Source organism: Flavobacterium sp. RSSA_27 (genome assembly GCF_051547125.1).
Lineage (GTDB): Bacteria > Bacteroidota > Bacteroidia > Flavobacteriales > Flavobacteriaceae > Flavobacterium.
The window spans coordinates 16,161-40,163 of the sequence record NZ_JBPTTN010000006.1 but is presented as its reverse complement, the minus strand read 5'-3'; the positions used below and the strand labels follow the sequence as shown (position 1 = coordinate 40,163).

Sequence of the window (24,003 nt, the reverse complement as noted above, 5' to 3'; positions counted from 1 at the left end):
ATCAATCAAAATGAAATTAGATTCTAAAATACCAGAAGGTCACATTTCTCAAAAGTGGACCGATTATAAAGATCACTTAAAATTAGTTGCTCCGAACAATCGACCAAAAATTGATATTATTGTTGTTGGAACAGGATTAGCAGGGGCTTCTGCTGCGGCATCATTTGCTGAAATGGGGTACAATGTAAAAGCGTTTTGTTATCAAGATTCTCCTCGTCGTGCGCACTCTATTGCTGCACAAGGAGGTATTAATGCGGCTAAAAACTACCAAAATGACGGAGATAGTACCTTCCGTTTGTTTTACGATACCATCAAAGGAGGAGATTATAGAGCACGTGAAGCTAACGTTCACCGTTTAGCAGAAGTATCAAGCAATATTATTGACCAATGTGTGGCTCAAGGAGTTCCTTTTGCACGTGATTACGGCGGATTGCTTGATAATCGTTCTTTTGGAGGAACTCAAGTACAACGTACGTTTTATGCAGCAGGACAAACTGGGCAACAATTGTTGTTGGGTGCTTATTCTGCATTATCAAGACAAATTGGACTTGGTAAAGTTGACATGTACAACCGTCATGAAATGTTGGAATTAGTAAAAGTAAATGGTAAAGCTCGTGGAATCATTGCACGTAACTTGGTTACTGGTGAATTAGAGCGCCACTCTGCTCACGCTGTAATTATAGCAACTGGAGGATACGGAAATGTGTATTTCCTTTCTACTAATGCTATGGGGTCAAACGTAACAGCAGCTTGGAAAATTCACAAACAAGGTGCTTTGTTTGCTAACCCTTGTTATGTGCAAATTCACCCAACTTGTATTCCAGTTCACGGTACCAATCAATCGAAATTGACTTTGATGTCTGAGTCATTAAGAAACTCAGGACGTATTTGGGTGCCAAAGAAAAAAGAAGATGCTGAAGCGATTCGTGCGGGTAAATTAAAGCCAACACAAATTGCAGAAGAAGATAGAGATTACTACTTAGAAAGAAAATACCCTGCTTTCGGTAACTTAGTGCCTCGTGACGTAGCCTCTAGAGCTGCTAAAGAAGTTTGTGATGCTGGTCACGGAATTGAAGCTAACGATACGAATGAAGGAGTTTATTTGGATTTCTCTTCTGAAATTCAATCTAAAGGAAAACAAGTAGCTTACGCCAAAGGAAATCACAATCCATCTCAAGAGGAAATTACTTCACTTGGGAAAAAATGGTTAGAGGAGAAATATGGTAACTTGTTTACTATGTATCAAAAAATCACTGACGAAAATCCATATGAAACGCCAATGAAGATTTATCCAGCGGTTCACTATACTATGGGTGGTGTTTGGGTTGATTATAACTTGCAATCTACAATTCCGGGTTGTTTCGTAGCTGGGGAAGCTAATTTCTCTGATCACGGAGCGAACCGTTTAGGAGCTTCTGCTTTGATGCAAGGTTTAGCTGATGGTTATTTTGTATTGCCTTACACAGTTTCTGATTATTTAGCCGATGATATTCGTACAGGAAAAATTTCTACTGATTTGCCAGAATTCGTTGAAGCTGAAAACAATGTGAAAGCAAGTATCGAAAAATTCTTGAACAATAACGGGACCAAAACTGTAGATCATTTCCACAAACGCTTAGGTTTGATTATGTGGAATAAAGTGGGTATGGGACGTAATGAGAAAGGATTGAAAGATGCTATTCAAGAAATTGCAGCCTTAAAAGAAGAATTTTACAAAGATGTTTTTGTTCCAGGAAGTGCTGATGAATTGAACCCAGAATTAGAAAAAGCACTTCGTGTAGCTGATTTTATTGAATTAGGGCAATTGATGGCGATTGATGCATTACAACGTAAAGAATCTTGTGGTGGTCACTTCCGTGAGGAATATCAAGATGCTGAAGGTGAAACGCTTCGTGATGATGAAAACTTTAAGTTTGTTGGCGCATGGGAGTATATGGGCTATGACATTAATCAAGAGGTACTTCACAAAGAAGAATTGAAATACGAGTTTATTAAAATAGCAGCTAGAAATTACAAATAGAAAATCATGAGCGCAGCAAAAAATATCAATATAAACCTTAAAATTTGGCGTCAAAAGAATGCTAAATCAAAAGGAAGCATGGAAAGTTATAAATTAGATAACGTTTCTACTGCCAGTTCGTTTTTGGAAATGTTAGACCAATTAAACGAGCAATTAGTTAGTGAAAGAAAAGAACCTATCGCTTTTGACCACGACTGTCGTGAGGGAATCTGCGGAATGTGTTCTTTATACATCAACGGGCGTGCTCACGGACCAGATACAGGAATTACTACTTGTCAATTGCACATGAGAATGTTCAACGATGGTGATACAATTTACATTGAACCATGGAGAAGTGCTGCTTTCCCAGTAATCAAAGATTTAGTTGTAGATCGTTCTTCATTTGATAGAATCCAACAAGCGGGAGGTTTCGTTTCTGTAAATACTTCTGGTAGAACAATGGATGCGAATGCTATTCCAATCCCAAAACACGATGCAGATAGAGCTTTTGAAGCAGCAGCTTGTATTGGTTGTGGAGCCTGTGTAGCTACTTGCAAAAATGGTTCAGCGATGTTGTTCGTTGGAGCTAAAGTTTCACAGTACGCACTTTTACCACAAGGAAAAGTAGAAGCTACAAATCGTGTATTGAACATGGTGCGTCAGATGGATGAAGAAGGATTCGGAAACTGTACCAACACTGGGGCTTGCGAAATAGAATGTCCAAAAGGAATTTCTTTAGAGAACATTGCTCGTATGAACAGAGAGTATTTGGCAGCAAGTTTGAAATAATTGCTTTAATCAAGATAAAAAGAAAAAAGCGCATCCAAATGGATGCGCTTTTTTATGTCTTGACTAGACGGATTTTGTTTTGCTTATGTGTTTATAATCAATTTTTACTAAATTTAAATTATGAAAATAGCCATTCTACAAACTGCTTTAGTCTGGGAAAATCCAGCAGCAAATCGAATTCATTTTGAAGAAAAAATCAATGCGATTGGTGAACCAGTTGACCTAATTGTATTGCCTGAAATGTTTACTTCAGGTTTTACGATGCATCCTAATTTGGTAGCAGAAACAACACAAGGCGAAACGATGGTGTGGTTGCAACAGTTGGCTAAAGAAAAAAATGCAGCCATAACTGGGAGTTTGGTTATTGCCGATAAAGGAAATTTCTATAACCGATTGGTGTTTGTTTTTCCTTCTGGTGAAGTACAGTTTTATGATAAAAGGCATCTGTTTACTTTAGCAGGAGAGGATAAAAAGTATACTGCTGGCAAAGAAAAAGTCATCCTAGAGTATTTGGGTTGGAAAATTTGTCCACTGATTTGCTATGATTTGCGTTTTCCTGTTTTTGCACGAAATATAGAAGAATATGATGTGTTGCTTTATGTAGCGAATTGGCCTAATACGCGAATAAATGCTTGGGACACCTTACTCAAAGCTCGAGCGATTGAGAATATGTGTTATGCAATTGGGGTGAATAGAATAGGAGTAGATGCCAATCATCATATATACAACGGGCATTCACAAGTGCAAGATTATTTGGGTCGGGCTATTATTGAACCACAAGAAGCTGACAATGTTTTTATAGCAACTTTAGAAAAAAGTGCCTTATTGGAAACACGACAAAAACTAGGTTTCTTGAACGATAAAGATGATTTTGAGTTAAAATCCTGATTTTTTTACAGTTTTTTTCTTGTCCTCTTTCTTTTTAGGTTCGGGTGTGTAAGGGATGCTGAGGTCAAAAGACTGTTCCACTTCCCAATTGGCTCGAACATCTACTTCTTTGGAGAAATAGATAACTTCTTCGGACTGTCTTTTTTCTAAGAAATTACCTGAATCGTATTTTTGATTGTTATTGTCATCATAAATAGCTCTTAGGGTATAATTTGCAGGCTCTAAAAAGGTAAAGATGACTTTATTTTCTTTCTCTGTAAATTCTGAGGCCAAAACTTCCCCTTTGGAATTGGTGAGTTCTATAATAATTGGGAATCGTTTCGCATTGCTCAAAACAACCGTTAAATTTCCATAATCTGTTTCGTTTCGGGTGTTGAGTTTGTATGTTAAAGTATCATTCGATTTTTCAAAAAAGTCAGTCAATGCGCCAGGAAGGAGTTTGAATTCATATTTTTCAGAAGGTACTTTTTTAAAATCGAAAATTAGTTTTTGATTAAAATCATCATATTGGTGGGTAAATACTACAGTTTTGGCAGCAGCATCGGTTAAGGTAATTTTAGTAGGGTCAATTTTAACTAATGGTGTCGAGGATTCTAATGTGAATTGCTCTCTCAAATTCAAAATTCCAGTCTGAACAGCACTGATGCTTAGAGTGTCCTTTTTTTGATTTTTGATTTTTATACTAAAATCATTCACATAGCTTTCTTTCTTGATGTTTATCAACAGAGAGTCTGCCTTTATAGGTTTGTACCAAACCTGAAGTGAGTCTTTTTTAGGAAATTGAGTAACAATACTTTCAAGGGTTTCGGTGTTGTTTTTCAATATAATTTTAGGTTTTGACTTCGAAAAATCTTGTTTGCCATCATATGCCACTACCAATCGGTTTCCAGAAGCTTGGTATGGTTTGTATGCTTTAAAAGGGAGTACTTCTTTGAATAACTCAATTTCATACACCGTATCATTTGGGATGGTGATGAATTGTTTGTGAAATCCAATTTTGTCTGTTTTGGGATTGAATTTATTGTTGTTATTGCGGTCTTTTATAGCTACCAAAAGGTATTTTCCCGCTTTTAGATTTTCTAATCGAAATGTCTTTAAGCTATCCAACGTATTGGTAATGTATCTTGGAGGGTTTGTATAGACTACTGAATCTTTGAATTTTTCATTCACTTCGTATAACATTACAGAAACAAACGATTCTACTTCTTTTTCAAGAGCATCTTTCACTCTTCCGCCAAGCGCGAGTGAATCGACATAGGGTCCTGTGGAAAAAACATACTTGAATTGGTTCAAAGGATTGCCTTCGTTGTTATCGGTAATGCTTTGTCCAAAATTAAAACTATAGGTTGTATTGGGTTGTAAAGTGTCTTTGATTTGAATAGTAAGGTATTTCGTTACGGTAGACGGAATAATCAACGGCTCATTTTTCATGGGAGGCGAAACGATGAGTTGTTTTTCCAGACCTTTCAGTTTTATATACTCATCAAAAGTAAGTTTGATTTGATTGCCTTTAAAATTGGTGCTATAATTTTCTGGAAAACTAATCTTAAGTGTTGGGGCTATAGTATCTTTTAAACCGCCAGTGATACTTCCTTTTTTGGCACAGCCAATACAAATGAAAAGAAAAAGGAACAAAAGAAAGCGGTAGTTAGTTTGCGACATATCTGTTTAACATTAGGAAGTACAAAATAACAATTATATTTATTGTAATTAAAATGTTTTTGGGAGTTTTAATTTTGGTATAAATAGTAATTTTGTATTTTAAAAATCCAAGGATGAATAAAATTGAACACATAGGGATTGCCGTTAAAGATTTGCAAACTTCTAATTTGCTTTTTGAAAAATTATTTGGCGCTCCTGCTTACAAAGAAGAAGAAGTGGTTTCTGAAGGGGTTAAAACTTCTTTTTTTCAAAATGGCCCCAATAAAATTGAATTGTTAGAAGCTACTAATCCAGAAAGTCCCATTGCTAAATTTATTGAAAAAAAAGGAGAAGGCATTCATCATATAGCCTTTGATGTGACCGATATTGTAGCCGAAATAGCAAGACTTGAAGGTGAAGGATTTGTGGTTTTAAATCCAACGCCAAAGAAAGGTGCCGACAATAAATTGGTGGCTTTTTTACATCCGAAAACTACTAATGGGGTTTTGATTGAGTTGTGCCAAGAAATTACATAGTTTTTTGAATTTTTATAGTGCTTCATTATCAGTAGATTTCATTTGATAGGCTTGTGTATTATGATAAAATTCAAAATCCACTGCTAAAATATTTGCTCTGAACAAAAAATAGTAGTAATATTGCACACTCTAAACCGGTCCTATAGCTCAGCTGGTTAGAGCACCTGACTCATAATCAGGTGGTCCCTGGTTCGAGCCCAGGTGGGACCACATTTAGAATCAAGCCTTTACAGCAATGTAAGGGCTTTTTTTATAAATAAATACAAATGATTGCTTGTTACATTTATATAGTCCAACTTTATCAAGGTTTTATATTGGAGTTACTCAATCAGGAGTGAGTGTTCGCTTATTGCATCACAATTAAGGTTTTTATGAAGGTTCTTATACAAGAATAGCTTCGGATTGGGAGTTGTATTTGCAAATAGAATGTGAATGCATGTCCCAAGCCATTGGCATAGAAAACATAGTAAGCGGATGAAAAGCAGTACTTATTATTAGAAATTTTCTCATCTATCCTGACATAGTTGAAAGATTAAAAGTGAAATATTTGAAAAGCACCTGACTCTCCCGAAAGTTTTCGGGACAGGTGGGACCACAGTTTACTAGCCTTTCAAGTAATGGAAGTTTTTTTTGTTTTTAAAGTTATGCTTGCGTGCTAAATTTGTTTATTTTTGCAGCCAATAAAGAACGTATTTTGCCCCAAGCAACACACAAAATGAAAAGGTTATTAAAAATTTATAGTGTTCTATTTACTTTAGGGAGTGTTTGGTCAGTTTGTGCTGCGCCTCCACCACCAGGTCCGCCTCCACCACCAAAATTACCCATTGATGATTATATAGGTGTATTGGTTCTCCTTTCGATTCTTTTTGGCTTTTATGTTATTAGTAATAAATTAAAAGAAAAAACTCCAAGATAACTTGGAGTTTTTTCTTTTAAAGTGCTGTATTACTTGAGGGAATGTAGTCGAGCGACATACTTTCCTATTACATCAAATTCTAAATTGACAATAGTTCCGACCTTGAAATTATGAAAATTAGTGTGCTCAAAAGTATAAGGAATAATGGCTACACTGAATTTGTTTTTTTCAGAATTTACCACTGTGAGACTAACGCCGTTTACGGTTATTGAGCCTTTTTCAATGGTGATATTGCAAAGTTTGGGGTCGTATTCAAAGGTATAGTGCCAACTTCCGTTGGTTTCGTAAGCTTCTATACAAGAGGCGGTTTGGTCTACATGGCCTTGAACAATATGACCGTCAAGTCGATCGCCCAATTTCATAGCCCTTTCTAGATTAACTTCATCATTTATATTCCAGCTTCCAATATTGGTTTTTTTGATAGTTTCAGCTATGGCAGTAACTGTATATTGGGAACCATTTATTGCTACTACTGTAAGACAAATTCCGTTATGAGCGACACTTTGGTCTATTTTAAGTTCATGTGTAAAGTTTGAGGTGAGGGTCAGATGCAGGTTATTTTGCTCTTTTTTTATTTCTGTTACAATACCAAGGGTTTCAATAATTCCTGTAAACATTCTTATTTTATTTTACTAAATTTGCAGCTCAAAATTAGCAATAAAAAACGGAGCTCATGAATAAAACTGCAGAAAATATAATCGTTGGAATTTCAATCGGAGATCTAAACGGTATTGGAAGCGAAGTAGTCTTAAAAACTTTTGAGGATGCTCGAATGTTAGAATTTTGTACTCCAGTAATTTTTGCTAATGTAAAAATTGTTTCTTTTTTGAAAAAAGGCTTTGAGTCTACTTCAAGTATTCACGGGATTGATAAACTGGATCAAATCGTTGTTGGCAAAATTAATGTCTATAATCTATGGCGTGAAGGTGTTGATTTGAATTTAGGAACGAACGATGATAAAGTTGGAGAATACGCCATCAAGTCATTTGTGGCAGCGACTAAAGCTTTGAAAGAAGGGATTGTGGATGTTTTGGTTACCGCTCCTATTAATAAATACAATATTCAATCGGAAAGTTTCAAATTCCCAGGTCATACAGATTATTTAGCACAAGAGTTGGAGGGTGATGCCTTAATGTTAATGGTGAGTGATAATTTACGTGTAGGTTTACTTACGGATCATGTGCCATTGAATGAAGTAGCGGGGCATTTGACAGAAGAATTGATCAAAAAGAAAATCGAAACCGTAAAACAAACTTTAATCAGAGATTTTAGTATCAATAAGCCTAAAATTGCTGTGCTTGGTCTTAATCCACATTGTGGAGATGGCGGAGTGATTGGCTCAGAAGATGATGCTGTACTTAAGCCAACCTTGAAAAAAATATTTGATAAAGGAACGCTGGTTTTTGGCCCTTTTCCTGCAGATAGTTTTTTTGGAAGCAATCATTATGAGAAATACGATGCCATTATTGCTACCTATCATGATCAAGGGTTGATTCCTTTTAAAACATTGTCTTTTGGTAGAGGAGTGAATTATACTGCTGGATTAGATAAAGTGAGAACTTCACCCGACCACGGGACAGCTTACGATATTGCAGGCAAGAATCAAGCGGATTTTACCTCTTTCAAAGAGGCCGTTTATTTGGCAATAGACATCTATAAATCAAGAATTCAGTACCAAGAAGTAAGCTCAAATCCACTAAAATTAAAAGAAAAACAGTTATAAACAAAAAAAGGTCAATAACATTATTAGATTTATAATAATTTTATATCTTTGCACCCCGATTCGGGTATTTCAGAATTGGGAAAATTATTGGTGAAATGAACAAGAGAAAAGAATTCGTAATTCCATTCGTGGGATTGAAGCTAGGGAAACATCAATTTGAATACCAAATCAATAATTCGTTCTTTGAGATCTTTGACTTTAGTGAGTTTGAAAAATCAAACATCAAAGTAAATGTAGTTTTAGAAAAAAAAGCGAATTTATTAGAATTAGATTTTAAACACAAAGGAACCGTTCAAGTACCTTGTGATGTAACAGGGGAAGAATTTGATTTACCGATAAAAGGTAAAATTAAATTAATTGTTCGTTTCGGAGAAACGTTTAATAATGACAACGAAGAGTTATTAATTTTGCCATTTGGAGAATTTGAGATAGATATTGCACAATACATCTACGAAATGATTGTGTTGTCGATTCCCCAAAAAAGAGTTCATCCAGGGGTAAAAGATGGTACTTTGCAATCAGAAGCTTTAGAAAAGCTTAAAACAATGACTGCAAAAAAAGAAGTAAAAGAGAAGAATAAAGAGAATAAGCAACAACAGAATCAAGAAAATATTGACCCTAGATGGGACAAATTAAAGCAACTATTAACGGATAAATAATATAGTAAAATGGCACATCCTAAAAGAAAAGTCTCGAAAACAAGAAGAGATAAGAGAAGAACACATTACAAAGCAACTGTAGCTCAAATCGCTACTTGTCCTATTACAGGAGAAGCACATTTATACCACAGAGCTTACTGGCATGAAGGTAAAATGTACTACAGAGGGCAAGTTGTTATCGATAAATCTGTAGCTGTTGCTTAATACGTTTTAGCAAAAAATAGTAGAACTCTCACTTTGTGGGAGTTTTTTTTATTGTTTATAATTTTCTCAAATAAGAAAAGCTAAAACAGTACTTTTAGAATAAATTTTGTAATTTTCGAGTCTTTTAAATAAAAATATCAAGTAGCTATATTTGATAGTAATAGTCGTACACAATGAATGCAATTACCGCAGCAATTACCGCAGTAGGAGGGTATGTTCCAGATTTTGTGCTTTCTAACAAAGTGTTGGAAACGATGGTAGATACTAATGATGAATGGATCACCTCTCGTACAGGTATTAAAGAAAGAAGAATATTAAAGGAAGAAGGGAAAGGGACTTCATTTATGGCTATTAAAGCCGCTGAAGATTTAATAGCTAAAGCCAATATTGATCCACTTGAAATAGATATGGTAATTATGGCAACCGCGACACCTGATATGCCTGTAGCTTCAACTGGTGTATACGTGGCTACAGAAATTGGTGCAACCAATGCTTTTGCTTATGATTTACAAGCTGCTTGTTCTAGTTTCTTATACGGCATGTCTACTGCTGCAGCCTACATACAATCTGGTAGATATAAAAAAGTATTGTTAATCGGTGCCGATAAAATGTCGTCTATTATTGATTATACGGATAGAGCCACTTGTATTATTTTTGGAGATGGTGCAGGAGCTGTTTTGTTTGAACCTAATTATGAAGGATTAGGGCTTCAAGATGAATTGCTAAAAAGTGATGGTGTTGGAAGGGATTTTTTAAAAATTGAAGCAGGAGGTTCCATATTACCACCCTCACAAAAAACGTTAGATGATAATAAACATTTCGTTTTTCAAGACGGAAAGACTGTTTTTAAATATGCAGTTTCTGGCATGGCTGATGTAAGTGAAAAAATAATGCAAAGGAATAATCTAACAAAAGAAGATGTTAATTGGTTAGTTGCACATCAAGCCAATAAAAGGATTATTGATGCGACTGCCAACAGAATGGGAGTGGAAGAAGATAAAGTGTTGATCAATATTCATAAATACGGCAATACAACTTCAGCCACATTGCCATTATTGTTGAGTGATTTTGAAAATAAATTTAAAAAAGGAGATACTATTATATTTGCTGCTTTCGGAGGAGGATTTACTTGGGGATCTATTTATTTAAAATGGGCCTACGATACAAAATAAATTAAAACTAAAAACAAACAATCATGGATTTAAAAGAAATTCAAAACCTAATCAAATTTGTAGCAAATTCTGGAGTTGCTGAGGTTAAGTTAGAAATGGATGATGTAAAAATCACTATTAGAACAACTTTAGAAGGTAATGTAACAGAAACTACTTATGTTCAACAATTACCAACTCAAGCGGCAATTCAACAAGCAGTTATACCACAAATTGCTCCAGTTGTTGCAACACCAGAAGCAGCACCAAAAGAGGATAATTCAAAATTTATTACAATCAAATCACCAATTATTGGTACTTTCTATAGAAAACCTGCTCCAGATAAACCAGTTTTTGCTGAAGTTGGAAGTACAATTGCTAAAGGTGATGTTCTTTGTGTAATTGAAGCAATGAAACTTTTCAACGAAATTGAATCAGAAGTTTCTGGAAAAATAGTGAAAATCTTAGTAGACGATATGTCTCCTGTAGAGTTTGACCAACCTTTATTTTTAGTAGATCCATCATAATTTTTAAAAATTCCAATAGACAAATCACAAAATCCAATACGTTGGAATTTGAAGATTGGAATTTGTAATTTTAAAAAAAACAAGATGTTTAAAAAAATATTAATAGCAAATAGAGGAGAGATTGCTCTTAGGGTTATTAGAACGTGTAGAGAAATGGGAATCAAAACAGTAGCGGTTTACTCTACTGCAGATGCTGAAAGTTTACACGTAAAATTTGCTGACGAAGCCGTTTGTATCGGACCTGCACCAAGTAATTTGTCATACCTTAAAATGTCAAATATTATTGCAGCAGCAGAAATTACTAATGCCGATGCCATTCACCCAGGATATGGATTCCTTTCTGAAAACGCTAAGTTTTCAAAAATTTGCCAAGAACACGGTATTAAATTTATTGGTGCAGCTCCTGAAATGATTGATCGTATGGGAGATAAAGCTTCTGCAAAAGCTACTATGATTGAGGCAGGAGTACCTTGTGTACCAGGTTCTGTTGGAATTCTTGAATCATACGAACAAGCTGCCGCATTAGCTAAAGAATTTGGATATCCAGTGATGTTGAAAGCAACTGCTGGTGGTGGAGGAAAAGGAATGCGTGCCGTTTGGAAAGAAGAAGATTTATTGAAAGCTTGGGAAGGTGCTCGTCAAGAATCGGCAGCCGCTTTTGGTAATGACGGAATGTACTTAGAGAAATTAATCGAAGAGCCGCGTCATATCGAAATTCAAGTAGTAGGTGATGCATACGGTAAAGCGTGTCACCTTTCTGAAAGAGATTGTTCTGTACAACGTCGTCACCAAAAATTAACAGAAGAGACGCCATCTCCGTTTATGACAGATGAGTTGCGTGCTAAAATGGGTGAAGCTGCAGTAAAAGCTGCAGAATACATTAAATACGAAGGCGCTGGAACTGTTGAATTTTTAGTAGACAAACACCGTAATTTCTACTTTATGGAAATGAATACTCGTATCCAAGTAGAACACCCAATCACAGAACAAGTAGTAGATTATGACTTGATTCGTGAGCAAATATTAGTTGCGGCAGGTGTGCCAATTTCAGGAAAAAATTATTTCCCAAATTTACACGCTATCGAATGTCGTATCAATGCGGAAGATCCATACAATGATTTCCGTCCTTCTCCAGGGAAAATTACCACCTTACATATGCCAGGCGGACACGGAGTTCGTTTAGATACTCACGTGTATTCTGGATATACTATTCCACCAAATTACGATTCGATGATTGCCAAGTTGATTACTACTGCGCAAACTCGTGAAGAAGCGATTAGCAAAATGCGTAGAGCTTTGGATGAATTCGTAATTGAAGGAATCAAAACTACTATTCCTTTCCACAGACAGTTAATGGATGATCCTCGTTATATAGCAGGAGATTACACTACAGCCTTTATGGATACTTTCAAAATGAATGATCCAGAATAGATGGGAAATAAGTACTATAAAAAAACCTCGCAATTTGCGAGGTTTTTTTGTGGGTTACTATAAGGTCTCTTTCAACCATTTGTAGAATTCTTTTTGCCAAACTTGGGCATTTTGTGGTTGCAATACCCAGTGGTTTTCTTCAGGAAAGTACAAAAAGCGACTTTTGATACCTCTTAATTGTGCCGCCTGAAAGGCTTCTTGCGATTGTCCAATCGGGACTCTAAAATCAATACCTCCTTGTATAATCAAAATAGGGGTGTTCCATTTGTCTACCAAGGTGATTGGGTTAAAAGTAGTATAGGCTTTTTGCGCCACTTTGTTGTCTTTTTCCCAATACGCTCCTCCAAAATCCCAGTTGTTAAAAAAGACTTCTTCCGTGGTACCAAACATACTTTGTGTATTGAAAACCCCGTCGTGAGCAATAAATGTTTTGAAACGATTGTTATGAATTCCAGCCAAATAAAACACTGAATAGCCCCCATAACTAGCGCCTACGCATCCCAGACGTGATTTGTCTACATACGATTCCTTGGAGACGTCATCAATGGCTGCTAAATAATCGTCCATCACTTGACCTCCCCAGTCACCTGATATTTTTTCATTCCATTCTTGGCCGTGGCCGTACATTCCTCTGCGGTTTGGAGCTACTACTACATAGCCTTGAGCCGCCATCAAAGAGAAATTCCAACGGAAAGAATAGCTTTGTGTTAAAGGCGATTGTGGTCCACCTTGGCAGTATAACAACGTCGGGTATTTTTTAGATGCATCAAAATTCGGAGGCAAAATTACCCAAACCAACATTTTTTTACCATCGGTTGTGGTGACATAGCGACGTTCGGTTTTACTTAACGCTAATGTATTGTACGTTGCGGTGTTGACATTAGACAATTGTTTCCACGTGTTTTTCTTTAGATGATAAGAAAAAATTTCAGCGGCATGATTCATATCAGTTCTTGTGACCAAAACTTGGTCGCCCGAAAAACCAATAATATCACTTACATCAAAATCACCTTTGGTAATTTGGCGAACGGTTACCGCAATTCTAGTCATTCCGGGGAAGTTAACTGCAAACAATTGTTTGGTACCGTCGACCGCAGCTACAAAATAGACATTTTTTCCGTCTGGACTCCACATAAATTGGTCTACACTTCCGTCCCAATTGGCGGTAAGGTTCATTTTGATGCCTTTGAAATCTACAATGATGTCGTTTTTATCGGCTTCATAACCATCACGTTTCATTTGTAGCCAAGTCAAGTGGCCTGTAGGCGAAAATTGAGGTGCTGTGTCGTATCCTAAATTGCCTTCAGTTCGGTTGATGGTTTTTCCGGATTCGAGTTGGTATTCATAAATATCTGTGTTTGTAGAAATGGCATATTGCGTGCCTGCTTTTTTCTTGCATACATACAAAATACTTTTGCTGTCTGGTGACCAAATATAATCTTCGTCTCCACCAAAAGGTTTTTGTGGGCTATCGAAATTTTCTCCTTTTAGGATATCGATTCCTGTGGCGCCTTCTTTATTTTCTTTGTAAAACACGTGGTTGAATTTGCCTTCATTCCAAGTGTCCCAGTGGCGGTAATCCAGTCCGTTGTAGATTTGTACATTTGATTTTTCTAGTTCGGGATAGAAATCTTTTCCGTGTACTTTGTCGATTTTTACTTCCTCGTGGTAGACAATATATTTACCATCAGCCGAGGTGTTTTTGTCGGTTAGGTGACCTTTAGTGTCTTTAATTTCGATGGCATTTCCGCCTTCGATGGGTAGTGAATACAGTTTGGAACTGGATTTGTTCTCGGCTACAGAGGGTGTGCTAACTTTATAAATGACGTTTTTTCCGTCTTTTGAAAGGCCTAGAGGTGTTACGCGACCTAGTTTCCAGAGCAGTTCGGGAGTCAGTGTGTTTTGAGCCATTGTTGTCAAACTCATCAGGGATAGGGTTAATAAAAGAATCTTTTTCATTGTTTTCAATTTTAAAAGGTAAAAATAATCATTTAAATCGACTTGTTTTGGATTGCTGAGTGTTCGCTTTAAAAGAAAGTTGCCACGAATTTCAAGAAAGTGGAAAACTTTGACCACAGCTTGGCTAACTTTTTTTACCGCTGATTCGCTGATTTTCAAAGATTAAAAAAGAGTTAGATAGAATGACATTATTCAAAGTATATCTATTGTTATTAATGGATTCGTGAAAATGTAACTATTCAGTTTTTTTTTTGACATTAATTGCCTCCAACTTTAGAGGGGTGAAATTTGAAAATTTTAAAGGCTTTATCCAAAATTAGCTACTTTTATTTGGCTAAAGCCAATACAATTAATTTCTATGACTCCAGCCAAAGCTGGAGTCAATTGAAAGCAAGGCAAACTGAGTAGTTTTTTGAAATTAAGGATAAAAATCAAATTTGCATTTATTCGTGAATACGTGTCGAAATATTTCAAAAGTAAATATCTTGTGGTGCACTTAGTTTTAGCCCAGATGGGAACGGCATCCTTTTCTATTTTTCTTTAAAATAGAAAAGATACAGTGGACAGCTGGAAATAGCTCCTAAAAAATAGTATTTTTATAAAAATTTTTGACAGATGCATTTGAGTTATTGGGAAATAAAAAATTGGTTTACTGAGGTAGATTATACGATTGTGGGAAGTGGTATTGTGGGACTGCACGCCGCATTGCGTTTGAGAGAGCGCTTTCCTACTGCCAAAATATTGGTGCTTGAGAAAGGAATGTTGCCACAAGGTGCGAGTACCAAAAATGCTGGATTTGCCTGTTTTGGGAGTCTTTCGGAGATTGTGGAAGATTTAAAAAACCATACCGAAGAAGAAGTAATTGCGTTGGTGCAAAAGCGTTGGTCGGGTTTGCAATTATTGCGCAAGCGGATTCCTGATGCGGTTTTGGATTACAAACCTTTTGGTGGTTACGAATTGTTTTTGGAAGAGGAGGAAAGTTTGTATGCTGAATGTGTCAACAAAATGCCTTTTGTCAATGAAATTCTGAATCCTATTTTTAGAGGTGGTGTTTTTACTAAGGAATTGGATCGTTTTGGATTTAAAGGAACCAAAGAGTATTTGATTTTTAATCCATTTGAAGGACAAATTGATACCGGAAATATGATGCAAGAATTGTTGCGTCAAGCCGTAACGGCCAATATTTTGATTCTGAATCAGCAAACAGTTACGGGGTTTGAAGATAAGGGTTCAAGTGTTGAGGTAGCTTTGGGTGATTTTAGTTTTGTGAGCCAAAAGCTATTGTTTGCTACCAATGGTTTTGCAGCAGAATTGACACAAGGACAAGTAAAACCTGCACGTGCTCAGGTGCTGATTACAGAACCTATTCCGAATTTGGACATCAAAGGGACTTTTCATTTGGACCGTGGCTATTATTATTTCAGAAATATTGGTGACCGAATTTTATTAGGTGGAGGGCGCAACTTGGCTTTTGAAGAAGAAACTACAACCGAAATGGGCCAAACCGAAATTATTCAAAAAAAATTGGAACAGTTATTAAAAGAAGTAATTTTGCCGAATCAAGAAATTGAAATTGCACACCGTTGGAGCGGTATTATGGGCATAGGCGCTAGCAAGAATCCTATAGTAACGAATCTGTCCCAAAATGTATATTGTGGGGTTCGCATGGGCGGAATGGGCGTGGCAATTGGCAGTTTAATAGGAACCGAATTAGCAGATTTAGTGTAATGGCAACCAAAATTACCCCAAAAAAGACAACTTCAAAAAAACCAGTCAAGAAGCAGGATGCTAGTTTTGGAAGTAAAGTGAAACGCTTTCTTTTCAAAGCTATGCTTTGGTTTTTTGGGCTTTCTATCTTTAGTGTGGTAGTGTTTAAATTCGTCCCCGTTCCTTTTACACCGCTTATGGTGATTCGTTTTTTTGAAAATGTAGCCGACGGAAAAGAGAATCATTTTAGTCACGATTGGGAACCCATCGAAAACATTTCTATGAATTTGCAAAAAGCCGTAATTGCTAGCGAAGATGGTACCTTTTTGACCCACAATGGATTTGATTTTTTGGCGATGCAAAAAGCGTATAAAGACAACGAAAGAGGCCGAAAAATTAAAGGTGGAAGCACCATTTCGCAGCAAACCGCCAAAAATGTCTTTTTATGGCAAGGGAGAAGCTATTTACGCAAAGGCTTAGAAGCTTATTTTACCGTTTTAATTGAAATCATTTGGGGTAAAAAACGCATCATGGAAGTCTATTTGAACAGCATCGAAATGGGCGATGGCATCTATGGAGCCCATGCCGCCACCCAATATTGGTACCGAAAAGACGCCTCGAGTTTGACCAAAATGCAAGCCGCAGGAATTGCCGCTATTTTGCCCAACCCCCGAAAATACAAAGCCACAAGTTCCTCTTCTTACATCAACAATCGCAAAGCGAAAATTGTTCGTGTGATGAATCATGTAGGAGCTCTTGAGTATAAGTAATTCACACTTTTCTAAGAACATACCATTTCCTTTTCCTCACTATGCCTCGTCCTGCTCTATGCTATATCTTTGCTTTTTGAATGGAAAAAAAAGCAAAGGAATTCTGCTGTGATTAGGGATGGATTGGACTTTTAGTTTTTTTAGATGGTTTTTTAAGTATTAACTTAATTTTAATTCATTACAGTAAAAAATGAATTAATTTTGCAGCTTTAAAAATTGAAAACCAATTTGTTATATATGAAAAAAATCATTTTTTACATTCATCATGTTAATATGTTTTACATTATTTTCAAATGCACAAGAATCAAAATTTGTTTTTGATTATAAAACAGGCTTAAATGACTATATTGTAACGCCAGTAGAAGGAAAAACAGCTTCTGAGATATATGCAAAAACTTTAAATTGGATAAAAATTAATTATTCAGATCCAAGCCAAGTAATTTTGAGCAATATTGAGAATGAATACATTAGATTTAATGCTTTAGCGGATTATATTTGTTATGATTCTTTAAAACCTAATAACATCACAACTGACTGTTATAAAGTAAAATACGAAATTGAAATTTCATTTAAAGACGGTAAATACAAATTTGAAATAATATCTCTTACTCGGTATGAATCTCCAGCACAATACAGAAGTGGAGGATGGAAAGAAGTTCCTATTTTTTCAAAAAATATAACTGAAGAAAGTTTGTCAAAAATTTTATTCAAAAAAGATGGTACAATTAAAAAACAATACGAAACAATAACTAAATCTGGCGATTATTTCAATCAATTAAATAACTTATTATTAGATTACATTAAATCTAATAACAAAACAAAAAGTGATTGGTAAATTAAAAAGTGATCCAAAACGGAACGCCACTTCTTTCAAACAAAATAAAAAAGCCTTAAAAACATTCGTTTTTAAGGCTTTTTTGTGGAGAAGATGGGGCTCGAACCCACGACCTCTTGACTGCCAGTCAAGCACTCTAGCCAACTGAGCTACATCCCCATGACTATGGCGCAAATATAGTATTTTAATTAGTGACTACACAAATTTATACCGTACAAAAATGCTTTCATCCTAAAAAAAGAAGCGGGTTATGGAAATAATTTTAACTTTACGCTAAAATAAAAAGTATGTCACAAATGATTGCCTCAGGTACACTAGCTACTACGATTGCCAATGGTATTGCCACACTTACCTTTGGTCACCCCGCCAGCAATTCTTTTCCTAAAGCCCTTTTGCAGCAACTCACAGCAGCGATTCAGGAAGTAAGTACAAATGATGCGGTTCAGGTCGTGGTGCTTCAGAGCGAAGGTACAGGTGTTTTTTGTGCAGGCGCCTCTTTTGATGAGCTTTTGGCAGTGCGCACTGAAGCTGAAGGAACGATATTTTTTTCAGGGTTTGCCCATGTTATCAATGCGATGCGAGCTTGTCCAAAAGTGATCATTGGTCGCATTCAAGGAAAAGCCATTGGCGGTGGTGTAGGCATTGCTGCGGCTTGTGATTATACTTTGGCTACTCGTCAGGCAAGTATCAAATTATCAGAACTCGCCATCGGAATTGGCCCTTTTGTGATTGAACCTGCGGTGAGTCGAAAAATAGGCAAAATGGCAATGTCCCAAATGACCTTGGCGGCTCATGAATGGAAATCGGCCGAGTGGGCCCAACAACAAGGTTTGTATGCCGCTACTTATGAAACGCTTTCGGAATTAGACGAAGCCGTACACCAAATGGCCACACAACTAGCCGGCTACCATCCGCAAGCTTTACTCGAAATCAAGAAAGTATTTTGGGAAGGCACTGATCATTGGGCAACTTTGTTGGTAGAACGTGCTGCAATTTCTGGACAATTGGTACTTTCTGATTTTACCAAAAACGCTTTACTTCAATTTAAAAAATAATAACAATGCGTTCTTTTTCTTTACTTCAAAAAGTAGATGTAGCCAAAAAAATAGCCCAAGCTCCTGACAAGAGTTACGAAATAGGAGTGGTAATTGGCTCGTATTTGCCCTTCGTTGTTTTGGTTGGATTTGCGTATTGGATGTATTACCGAGCAAAAAAAAGAGACGAAAACCGTTAATATTCCTTAAATTTGCCCCTTAAATTCAATTCAGATGAGTAATATCAGAATCACCAAAAAATTCAGTTTCGAAACCGGTCATGCGTTGTATGGTTATGATGGGAAATGCAAAAATGTACACGGACACAGTTACAAATTATCAGTAACTGTTATTGGCGCTCCTATAACCGATCGATCGAACGTAAAATTAGGAATGGTGATTGATTTTACCGATCTGAAAAAAATTGTCAAAGAAGAAGTAGTAGATCAATTTGACCATGCTACCGTTTTCAACCAAACGACTCCTCATGTTGAATTGGCCAAAGAATTAAAAGATCGAGGACATCATGTGATTTTAGTCGATTATCAGCCTACCAGCGAGAACATGATTGTTGATTTTGCTGCAAGAATCAAAAGCCGATTGCCAGAAGGGATTAGCCTATTTTCATTGAAATTACAGGAAACCGAATCCTCTTTCGCAGAATGGTTTGCCAGCGATAATGTATAGGAATAACTACCTTTCAAGTTTCATCCCAAAGTTTCTGGACCAAATTCCAAATTAAATTGCATGACTTCAATCTCCAAAAAAATATATTTCGCTTCCGATCAGCATTTTGGTGCGCCTACGCCTGAGTTAAGTTTTCCTAGAGAACAAAAATTTGTAGCTTGGCTAGACGAAGTAAAGAAAGATGCAGAAGCCATTTTTTTATTGGGTGATTTATTCGATTTTTGGTTCGAATACAAAACGGTGATACCCAAAGGGTTTGTCCGTATTTTAGGGAAATTGGCAGAGATTCGCGATAGTGGTATTCCAATTTATTTCTTCGTTGGGAATCATGATTTATGGATGAACGATTACTTTGAAAAAGAACTGAATATTCCCGTTTTTCACGACAATCAAGAATTTACTTTTCATGGAAAAACCTTTTTGATCGGACACGGTGATGGAAAAGGCCCTGGAGATTTGGGTTACAAACGCATGAAAAAAGTGTTTACGAATCCGTTCTCGAAATGGTTGTTTCGTTGGTTGCATCCTGATTTAGGGGTAAGATTGGCGCAATACCTTTCGGTAAAAAACAAATTGATCTCTGGAGCCGAAGATGTTACTTTTTTAGGGGAAGACAACGAATGGTTGATTCAATATGCCAAACGAAAACTAGCCACCAAGCATTACAATTATTTGGTTTTTGGACACCGCCATTTACCCATGAAATACACCGTTGGTGAAAACGCAGATTATGTCAATCTGGGCGATTGGATTACTTATTTTACGTACGGCGTTTTTGATGGAGACCGTTTTGAAATTCAAAAATTCAACTAAATTAGGGGATATGAAACCTATTGATTATGAAAAACTAAATTTTCCTATTGGCAATTCTGTCAAGGAATGGCATAGTCAGTATGGTTTACATTTTGAAAACGGGCATTTTTATCTTCCAGATTATTGTCCTTTTGGGGACTTTTTTTCTTTTGAGAATGCAACTTCTATTTTAGAACAGTATGCCCAAATTTCGCCTTCATTTTATATTTTTGGCGCTTTACCTGAAGTTCCTCCAAGTATAGAAAACAAAGGCGAATTACTTTGTCGACAAATGATCTTAACGTCTAGAATTGAGTATCCTATAACTGAAACGATTGTCAAATTAGGTCCTGAAAAATTAGCTGATTTATTGGGTTTGGTACAATTGGTGTATCCAGAATATTTTAAGGTACAAACCGCGTCTATGGGAAGCTATTATGGGATTTATATGCAAGATCAATTAGTTGCTGTAACGGGTGAGCGCATGCAAATGAATGATTTTATCGAAGTAAGTGCCGTCATTACTCATCCAGATCATACTGGAAAAGGCTATGCCAAACAATTGGTCACACATACTTCAAACGCGATTTTTGATCAAAACAAAATACCCTTTTTGCATGTGGCAAATCATAACAGTCGAGCCATTCAGGTATACGAATCCTTAGGATTTACCACACGAAAAGAAATGAGTATTTGGCATTTGGTCAAAAAATAATAACCTTTATCTTGATGTTTTTTTAGGAATTTTGATGTGCGTCAATGTCTTTTTCTAAATCCAATTTTCGGAAAGAAGGCATAAAGGTTCCCATCCCAAGAACAATGATTAGGGTCATGCAGCCTCCAAAAACTACAGCAGGAACCGTTCCCATTAACTTAGCGGTTAGCCCACTTTCGAAGGCGCCCAATTCATTCGACGAACCTACAAAAATAGAATTTACCGAAGCTACTCGTCCTCTCATGGAGTCGGGTGTTTTTAATTGTAAAATGGTAGAACGTATTACCATCGAAACACCATCAACCACACCACTAAAGAATAATGCTAGCAAGGAAATCCAAAAAACGGTGGAGAGCCCAAAAACAATAATACAAATGCCAAACAAGAAAATAGAGACTAATAATTTCATTCCAGCATTTTTAGTAACGGGTACATAGGCTGTAAACAACATAGTGAGTATGGCTCCTACTGCAGGAGCGGCTCTTAAGATTCCAAAACCTTCTGGTCCTACCTTTAAAATATCTAAAGCAAAAATCGGTAATAAGGCTACAGCGCCTCCAAATAACACCGCTGCCATATCTAAGGTTAAAGCACCAAGAATCGTTTTGTTATGAAACACAAATTTGACGCCTTCTTTTAAACTATCAAAAACGGGTTCCCCTATTTTTGGATTCAAAATAGGTTTTTGGTCAATAAAATTAAGGCCTATCAAACCTATAATAGCAAACGCAATTACAATAGCCATAGACCAATGTACTCCAATGAGATGGATAGCAAAACCAGCAACTGCAGGTCCAATAACAGTGCCCACCTGCCAAATCGAACTGCTCCATGTGGCGGCATTTGAATAGGCCTTTTTAGGAACAATTAAAGCTAATAATGAAAAAATCGTTGGCCCCAAAAAAGAGCGAACAATTCCGCCAACAAACACAAAGAAGTAAATAAGGTATAAGATGGTGTTTTTAGTGAAATGAGAGGAAAATTCGGGATAAGTCAAAAAAAACAGTCCAGTACTGATGAATAAAAATCCTATAATACATTTGATCAACATGGCTTTTTTTTCTTTTTGGTCTACGATATGCCCCGCAAATAGTGCCATCCCGATAGCAGGAATGATTTCCATAAGGCCAATTATTCCCAAAGACAAGGCACTTTTTGTGATCCGATACACTTCCCATTCAATAATGATAAATTGCATAGACCAGGCAAAAACCATGGCAAAACGGATGAGTAAGAAAATGTTAAATTCTTTAAAGCGTAAGGCTGCGTAAGGATCGTTTTTTACTTTCATTAGTTACATTTTTAGGTCTTTTAATCGCAATTGTACTTCTATTTTGTCATTCCATTCGTTTTCGTCTATGCAATACGCCGCTTCGAAGGGTTGTTTGTTTTTCACTATTTCGTATTTGTTTCCTAATCCAAAACCAATGGCAGGAATTCCTTCCGAATTATTTTGACGCACAAATAACTTCAAATGTTCTTCTTCTTTCCCCATAGGTTTCCCGTAACCAGTATCAAAAATATTTTTAGACACAAAAACTGGAGTCATGTTTTGTGGGCCACAAGGTTCAAATTGTTTCAAAATACGGGTAAATTTAGGCGTAATTTCTTCAAAACTGACAACTGCGTCGATAGAAAGTTCGGGTTGTAGCAATTCCGGGCTAATCGTTTCTTGCACTACTTTCTCAAAGGCTTCCTTAAAAGCAGCATAATTTTCTGGCTTTAAAGTCATACCAGCAGCATACATGTGTCCTCCAAATTGTTCTAAATGTTCGGCGCAAGCCTCAAGCGCATTGTATACATCAAATCCTCTTACCGAACGTGCTGATGCGGCATATTTGTCGCCACTTTTGGTAAACACCAAGGTAGGACGATAATAGATTTCTGTCAATCGAGAAGCCACAATACCTATCACACCTTTGTGCCATTTTTCTTGAAAAACTACCGAAGTAAATCGGTTTTGCTCGCCATTTTCTTCAATTTGGTTCAACGCTTCTTTTGTAATTTGTTGGTCTAAGCCTTTGCGTTCGGCATTATAGGCTTCAATTTCTAATGCAAATTGCTGGGCTTGTTCAAAATCAAATTCGGTCAACAATTCTACGGCATGATTCCCGTGTTTGATGCGACCCGCAGCGTTGATTCTCGGCGCAATAATAAAAACCACATCCGTAATATCGAGTGTTTTTTTCTTGAGTTGATGCGTCATCGCCTTAATTCCAGGACGCGGATTGCTATTAATTACTTGCAGTCCAAAATATGCCAAAACCCTATTCTCTCCAGTCATCGGAACAATATCAGCAGCAATGGCGGTAGCCACCAAGTCTAGATACGGAATCAAATCATCTATGGTTTGGTTACGGTTAGCTGCCAACGCTTGAATGAGTTTAAAACCAATGCCACAACCACACAATTCGTCGTACGGATAGTCACAATCTTCTCGTTTTGGGTCTAAAATTGCTACAGCATCAGGTAATTGCTCTCCAGGACGGTGGTGGTCGCCAATAATAAAATCGATATTCTTTTCTTTGGCATACGCCAAGTGGTCAATAGATTTTATCCCACAATCTAGCGCTATAATTAGCGAAAAACCATTGTCATCGGCAAAATCAATTCCTTTAAACGACACGCCATAGCCTTCGTCATACCGATCCGGAATATACGTGGCAACATTGGGGTAAAAACTTTTCAAATAGCCCGAAACCAAAGAAACAGCCGTAGTTCCATCCACATCATAATCCCCAAAAACCAAAATATTTTCCTCGTTTGCTATCGCTTTTTCAAGCCTTGCCACCGCTTTGTCCATATCTTTCATCAAATACGGATCATGCAAATCGTTTAATGAGGGACGAAAAAATTGTCGGGCTTCCTCAAATGAAGTGATGCCTCTTTGTAGTAATAAAGTAGCAATTGTTTTTGAAACTTGTAAGGCATCGGCTAATTCATTTATTTTTTCTTCTTCGGGTTTGGGTTTGAGTGTCCAACGCATGCTGTTTTAGGTTTTATAATTTTTAATTAGGCGTATAATTTTTTAGGAACCAAAGCA

The 24,003-nt window shown here is 36.6% G+C and carries 24 protein-coding genes and 2 tRNA genes; 20 read left to right on the top strand and 6 right to left on the bottom strand.

What is annotated here, in order from left to right:
• Positions 1-10: 10 nt before the first annotated feature.
• From ACSVH5_RS09505 to ACSVH5_RS09495, 3 genes are all read left to right on the top strand, one after another.
• Entirely contained in the window at positions 11-2,020 is a 2,010-nt protein-coding gene (locus ACSVH5_RS09505; RefSeq protein WP_438061202.1) for a fumarate reductase/succinate dehydrogenase flavoprotein subunit, read from the top strand.
• A 6-nt stretch (positions 2,021-2,026) separates the two neighbouring features.
• Positions 2,027-2,788 (top strand): succinate dehydrogenase/fumarate reductase iron-sulfur subunit, encoded by a 762-nt coding sequence (locus tag ACSVH5_RS09500; RefSeq protein ID WP_438061201.1) that lies wholly within the window; start codon positions 2,027-2,029, stop codon positions 2,786-2,788.
• A 120-nt stretch (positions 2,789-2,908) separates the two neighbouring features.
• Entirely contained in the window at positions 2,909-3,676 is a 768-nt protein-coding gene (locus ACSVH5_RS09495; protein ID WP_438061200.1) for an amidohydrolase, read from the top strand.
• On the opposite strand, the gene ACSVH5_RS09490 is transcribed toward ACSVH5_RS09495, so the two are convergent.
• Entirely contained in the window at positions 3,665-5,338 is a 1,674-nt protein-coding gene (locus ACSVH5_RS09490) for an Ig-like domain-containing protein (protein ID WP_438061199.1), read from the bottom strand. The two genes, ACSVH5_RS09495 and ACSVH5_RS09490, sit on opposite strands and share 12 nt — an antisense overlap.
• Before the next feature lie 113 nt (positions 5,339-5,451).
• Between ACSVH5_RS09490 and mce the strand changes: the two genes are divergently transcribed.
• The 3 genes from mce (at position 5,452) to ACSVH5_RS09475 (ending at position 6,769) form a co-directional block, all read left to right on the top strand.
• Positions 5,452-5,853 carry a methylmalonyl-CoA epimerase gene (gene mce / locus ACSVH5_RS09485; protein WP_438061198.1) on the top strand — a complete coding sequence of 134 codons (402 nt, stop codon included), beginning with the start codon at positions 5,452-5,454 and terminating at the stop codon, positions 5,851-5,853.
• Between the two features lie 136 nt (positions 5,854-5,989).
• Positions 5,990-6,063: transfer RNA gene (locus ACSVH5_RS09480), tRNA-Ile, on the top strand.
• 505 nt (positions 6,064-6,568) lie between these two features.
• On the top strand, positions 6,569-6,769 hold the full coding sequence (locus tag ACSVH5_RS09475) for a hypothetical protein (protein ID WP_438061197.1): 201 nt from the start codon (positions 6,569-6,571) through the stop codon (positions 6,767-6,769).
• Positions 6,770-6,798: 29 nt separating this feature from the next.
• On the opposite strand, the gene ACSVH5_RS09470 is transcribed toward ACSVH5_RS09475, so the two are convergent.
• Entirely contained in the window at positions 6,799-7,386 is a 588-nt protein-coding gene (locus ACSVH5_RS09470) for a riboflavin synthase (RefSeq protein ID WP_438061196.1), read from the bottom strand.
• A gap of 56 nt (positions 7,387-7,442) precedes the next feature.
• On the opposite strand from ACSVH5_RS09470, the gene pdxA reads away from it, so the two are divergent.
• From pdxA to accC, 6 genes are all read left to right on the top strand, one after another.
• Positions 7,443-8,492: a 4-hydroxythreonine-4-phosphate dehydrogenase PdxA gene (gene pdxA / locus ACSVH5_RS09465; RefSeq protein ID WP_438061195.1), complete on the top strand. Its 1,050-nt coding sequence runs from the start codon at positions 7,443-7,445 to the stop codon at positions 8,490-8,492.
• Positions 8,493-8,587: 95 nt separating this feature from the next.
• Positions 8,588-9,151, top strand: a complete 564-nt coding sequence (locus ACSVH5_RS09460; RefSeq protein WP_438061194.1) for a YceD family protein — start codon at positions 8,588-8,590, stop codon at positions 9,149-9,151.
• Positions 9,152-9,160: 9 nt separating this feature from the next.
• Positions 9,161-9,355, top strand: a complete 195-nt coding sequence (gene rpmF / locus ACSVH5_RS09455; protein ID WP_159689777.1) for a 50S ribosomal protein L32 — start codon at positions 9,161-9,163, stop codon at positions 9,353-9,355.
• Between the two features lie 173 nt (positions 9,356-9,528).
• Entirely contained in the window at positions 9,529-10,527 is a 999-nt protein-coding gene (locus ACSVH5_RS09450; protein WP_438061193.1) for a beta-ketoacyl-ACP synthase III, read from the top strand.
• 23 nt (positions 10,528-10,550) lie between these two features.
• Positions 10,551-11,030, top strand: a complete 480-nt coding sequence (gene accB / locus ACSVH5_RS09445; RefSeq protein WP_438061192.1) for an acetyl-CoA carboxylase biotin carboxyl carrier protein — start codon at positions 10,551-10,553, stop codon at positions 11,028-11,030.
• Between the two features lie 84 nt (positions 11,031-11,114).
• Positions 11,115-12,461 (top strand): acetyl-CoA carboxylase biotin carboxylase subunit, encoded by a 1,347-nt coding sequence (gene accC, locus ACSVH5_RS09440; RefSeq protein WP_064715719.1) that lies wholly within the window; start codon positions 11,115-11,117, stop codon positions 12,459-12,461.
• 57 nt (positions 12,462-12,518) lie between these two features.
• On the opposite strand, the gene ACSVH5_RS09435 is transcribed toward accC, so the two are convergent.
• Positions 12,519-14,420, bottom strand: a complete 1,902-nt coding sequence (locus tag ACSVH5_RS09435; protein ID WP_438061191.1) for a S9 family peptidase — start codon at positions 14,418-14,420, stop codon at positions 12,519-12,521.
• 615 nt (positions 14,421-15,035) lie between these two features.
• On the opposite strand from ACSVH5_RS09435, the gene ACSVH5_RS09430 reads away from it, so the two are divergent.
• From ACSVH5_RS09430 to ACSVH5_RS09420, 3 genes are all read left to right on the top strand, one after another.
• The gene (locus tag ACSVH5_RS09430) at positions 15,036-16,148 is read left to right on the top strand and encodes an NAD(P)/FAD-dependent oxidoreductase (protein WP_438061190.1); all 1,113 of its coding nucleotides are present in this window, start codon (positions 15,036-15,038) and stop codon (positions 16,146-16,148) included.
• Entirely contained in the window at positions 16,148-16,897 is a 750-nt protein-coding gene (mtgA, locus tag ACSVH5_RS09425) for a monofunctional biosynthetic peptidoglycan transglycosylase (RefSeq protein WP_438061189.1), read from the top strand. Before ACSVH5_RS09430 ends, mtgA begins: the two co-directional genes overlap by 1 nt.
• Before the next feature lie 265 nt (positions 16,898-17,162).
• Positions 17,163-17,732 (top strand): DUF4468 domain-containing protein, encoded by a 570-nt coding sequence (locus ACSVH5_RS09420; RefSeq protein WP_438061188.1) that lies wholly within the window; start codon positions 17,163-17,165, stop codon positions 17,730-17,732.
• Between the two features lie 85 nt (positions 17,733-17,817).
• On the opposite strand, the gene ACSVH5_RS09415 is transcribed toward ACSVH5_RS09420, so the two are convergent.
• Positions 17,818-17,891 (bottom strand) — tRNA-Ala (locus ACSVH5_RS09415).
• Positions 17,892-18,019: 128 nt separating this feature from the next.
• Between ACSVH5_RS09415 and ACSVH5_RS09410 the strand changes: the two genes are divergently transcribed.
• The 5 genes from ACSVH5_RS09410 to ACSVH5_RS09390 are packed head-to-tail and all read left to right on the top strand — an operon-like array spanning position 18,020 to position 20,960.
• Entirely contained in the window at positions 18,020-18,787 is a 768-nt protein-coding gene (locus ACSVH5_RS09410; RefSeq protein ID WP_438061187.1) for an enoyl-CoA hydratase/isomerase family protein, read from the top strand.
• Between the two features lie 5 nt (positions 18,788-18,792).
• The gene (locus ACSVH5_RS09405) at positions 18,793-18,966 is read left to right on the top strand and encodes a hypothetical protein (protein WP_438061186.1); all 174 of its coding nucleotides are present in this window, start codon (positions 18,793-18,795) and stop codon (positions 18,964-18,966) included.
• A 34-nt stretch (positions 18,967-19,000) separates the two neighbouring features.
• Positions 19,001-19,453 carry a 6-pyruvoyl trahydropterin synthase family protein gene (locus ACSVH5_RS09400; RefSeq protein WP_438061185.1) on the top strand — a complete coding sequence of 151 codons (453 nt, stop codon included), beginning with the start codon at positions 19,001-19,003 and terminating at the stop codon, positions 19,451-19,453.
• Positions 19,454-19,513: 60 nt separating this feature from the next.
• Positions 19,514-20,266, top strand: a complete 753-nt coding sequence (locus tag ACSVH5_RS09395) for a UDP-2,3-diacylglucosamine diphosphatase (protein WP_438061184.1) — start codon at positions 19,514-19,516, stop codon at positions 20,264-20,266.
• Positions 20,184-20,960, top strand: coding sequence for a GNAT family N-acetyltransferase (locus ACSVH5_RS09390; protein WP_438061183.1), 777 nt, complete (start codon positions 20,184-20,186; stop codon positions 20,958-20,960). Before ACSVH5_RS09395 ends, ACSVH5_RS09390 begins: the two co-directional genes overlap by 83 nt.
• 22 nt (positions 20,961-20,982) lie before the next feature.
• Here the strand turns inward: ACSVH5_RS09390 and ACSVH5_RS09385 are convergent, their stop codons facing one another.
• Together ACSVH5_RS09385 and recJ are read right to left on the bottom strand one after the other, a co-directional pair.
• Positions 20,983-22,251, bottom strand: coding sequence for an MFS transporter (locus ACSVH5_RS09385; protein WP_438061182.1), 1,269 nt, complete (start codon positions 22,249-22,251; stop codon positions 20,983-20,985).
• 3 nt (positions 22,252-22,254) lie between these two features.
• A complete protein-coding gene (recJ, locus tag ACSVH5_RS09380; protein WP_438061181.1) occupies positions 22,255-23,946 on the bottom strand; it encodes a single-stranded-DNA-specific exonuclease RecJ in 1,692 nt (563 codons plus the stop codon).
• Between the last annotated feature and the right edge of the window lie 57 nt (positions 23,947-24,003).

Excerpts from the sequence above, each read along its gene's own strand:
- ACSVH5_RS09505 (WP_438061202.1), top strand. The coding sequence starts at position 11 with ATGAAATTAGATTCTAAAATACCAGAAGGTCACATTTCTCAAAAGTGG.
- ACSVH5_RS09500 (WP_438061201.1), top strand. The coding sequence starts at position 2,027 with ATGAGCGCAGCAAAAAATATCAATATAAACCTTAAAATTTGGCGTCAA.
- ACSVH5_RS09495 (WP_438061200.1), top strand. The coding sequence starts at position 2,909 with ATGAAAATAGCCATTCTACAAACTGCTTTAGTCTGGGAAAATCCAGCA.
- ACSVH5_RS09490 (WP_438061199.1), bottom strand. The coding sequence starts at position 5,338 with ATGTCGCAAACTAACTACCGCTTTCTTTTGTTCCTTTTTCTTTTCATT.
- mce (WP_438061198.1), top strand. The coding sequence starts at position 5,452 with ATGAATAAAATTGAACACATAGGGATTGCCGTTAAAGATTTGCAAACT.
- ACSVH5_RS09475 (WP_438061197.1), top strand. The coding sequence starts at position 6,569 with ATGAAAAGGTTATTAAAAATTTATAGTGTTCTATTTACTTTAGGGAGT.
- ACSVH5_RS09470 (WP_438061196.1), bottom strand. The coding sequence starts at position 7,386 with ATGTTTACAGGAATTATTGAAACCCTTGGTATTGTAACAGAAATAAAA.
- pdxA (WP_438061195.1), top strand. The coding sequence starts at position 7,443 with ATGAATAAAACTGCAGAAAATATAATCGTTGGAATTTCAATCGGAGAT.
- ACSVH5_RS09460 (WP_438061194.1), top strand. The coding sequence starts at position 8,588 with ATGAACAAGAGAAAAGAATTCGTAATTCCATTCGTGGGATTGAAGCTA.
- rpmF (WP_159689777.1), top strand. The coding sequence starts at position 9,161 with ATGGCACATCCTAAAAGAAAAGTCTCGAAAACAAGAAGAGATAAGAGA.
- ACSVH5_RS09450 (WP_438061193.1), top strand. The coding sequence starts at position 9,529 with ATGAATGCAATTACCGCAGCAATTACCGCAGTAGGAGGGTATGTTCCA.
- accB (WP_438061192.1), top strand. The coding sequence starts at position 10,551 with ATGGATTTAAAAGAAATTCAAAACCTAATCAAATTTGTAGCAAATTCT.
- accC (WP_064715719.1), top strand. The coding sequence starts at position 11,115 with ATGTTTAAAAAAATATTAATAGCAAATAGAGGAGAGATTGCTCTTAGG.
- ACSVH5_RS09435 (WP_438061191.1), bottom strand. The coding sequence starts at position 14,420 with ATGAAAAAGATTCTTTTATTAACCCTATCCCTGATGAGTTTGACAACA.
- ACSVH5_RS09430 (WP_438061190.1), top strand. The coding sequence starts at position 15,036 with ATGCATTTGAGTTATTGGGAAATAAAAAATTGGTTTACTGAGGTAGAT.
- mtgA (WP_438061189.1), top strand. The coding sequence starts at position 16,148 with ATGGCAACCAAAATTACCCCAAAAAAGACAACTTCAAAAAAACCAGTC.
- ACSVH5_RS09420 (WP_438061188.1), top strand. The coding sequence starts at position 17,163 with ATGTTAATATGTTTTACATTATTTTCAAATGCACAAGAATCAAAATTT.
- ACSVH5_RS09410 (WP_438061187.1), top strand. The coding sequence starts at position 18,020 with ATGTCACAAATGATTGCCTCAGGTACACTAGCTACTACGATTGCCAAT.
- ACSVH5_RS09405 (WP_438061186.1), top strand. The coding sequence starts at position 18,793 with ATGCGTTCTTTTTCTTTACTTCAAAAAGTAGATGTAGCCAAAAAAATA.
- ACSVH5_RS09400 (WP_438061185.1), top strand. The coding sequence starts at position 19,001 with ATGAGTAATATCAGAATCACCAAAAAATTCAGTTTCGAAACCGGTCAT.
- ACSVH5_RS09395 (WP_438061184.1), top strand. The coding sequence starts at position 19,514 with ATGACTTCAATCTCCAAAAAAATATATTTCGCTTCCGATCAGCATTTT.
- ACSVH5_RS09390 (WP_438061183.1), top strand. The coding sequence starts at position 20,184 with ATGTCAATCTGGGCGATTGGATTACTTATTTTACGTACGGCGTTTTTG.
- ACSVH5_RS09385 (WP_438061182.1), bottom strand. The coding sequence starts at position 22,251 with ATGAAAGTAAAAAACGATCCTTACGCAGCCTTACGCTTTAAAGAATTT.
- recJ (WP_438061181.1), bottom strand. The coding sequence starts at position 23,946 with ATGCGTTGGACACTCAAACCCAAACCCGAAGAAGAAAAAATAAATGAA.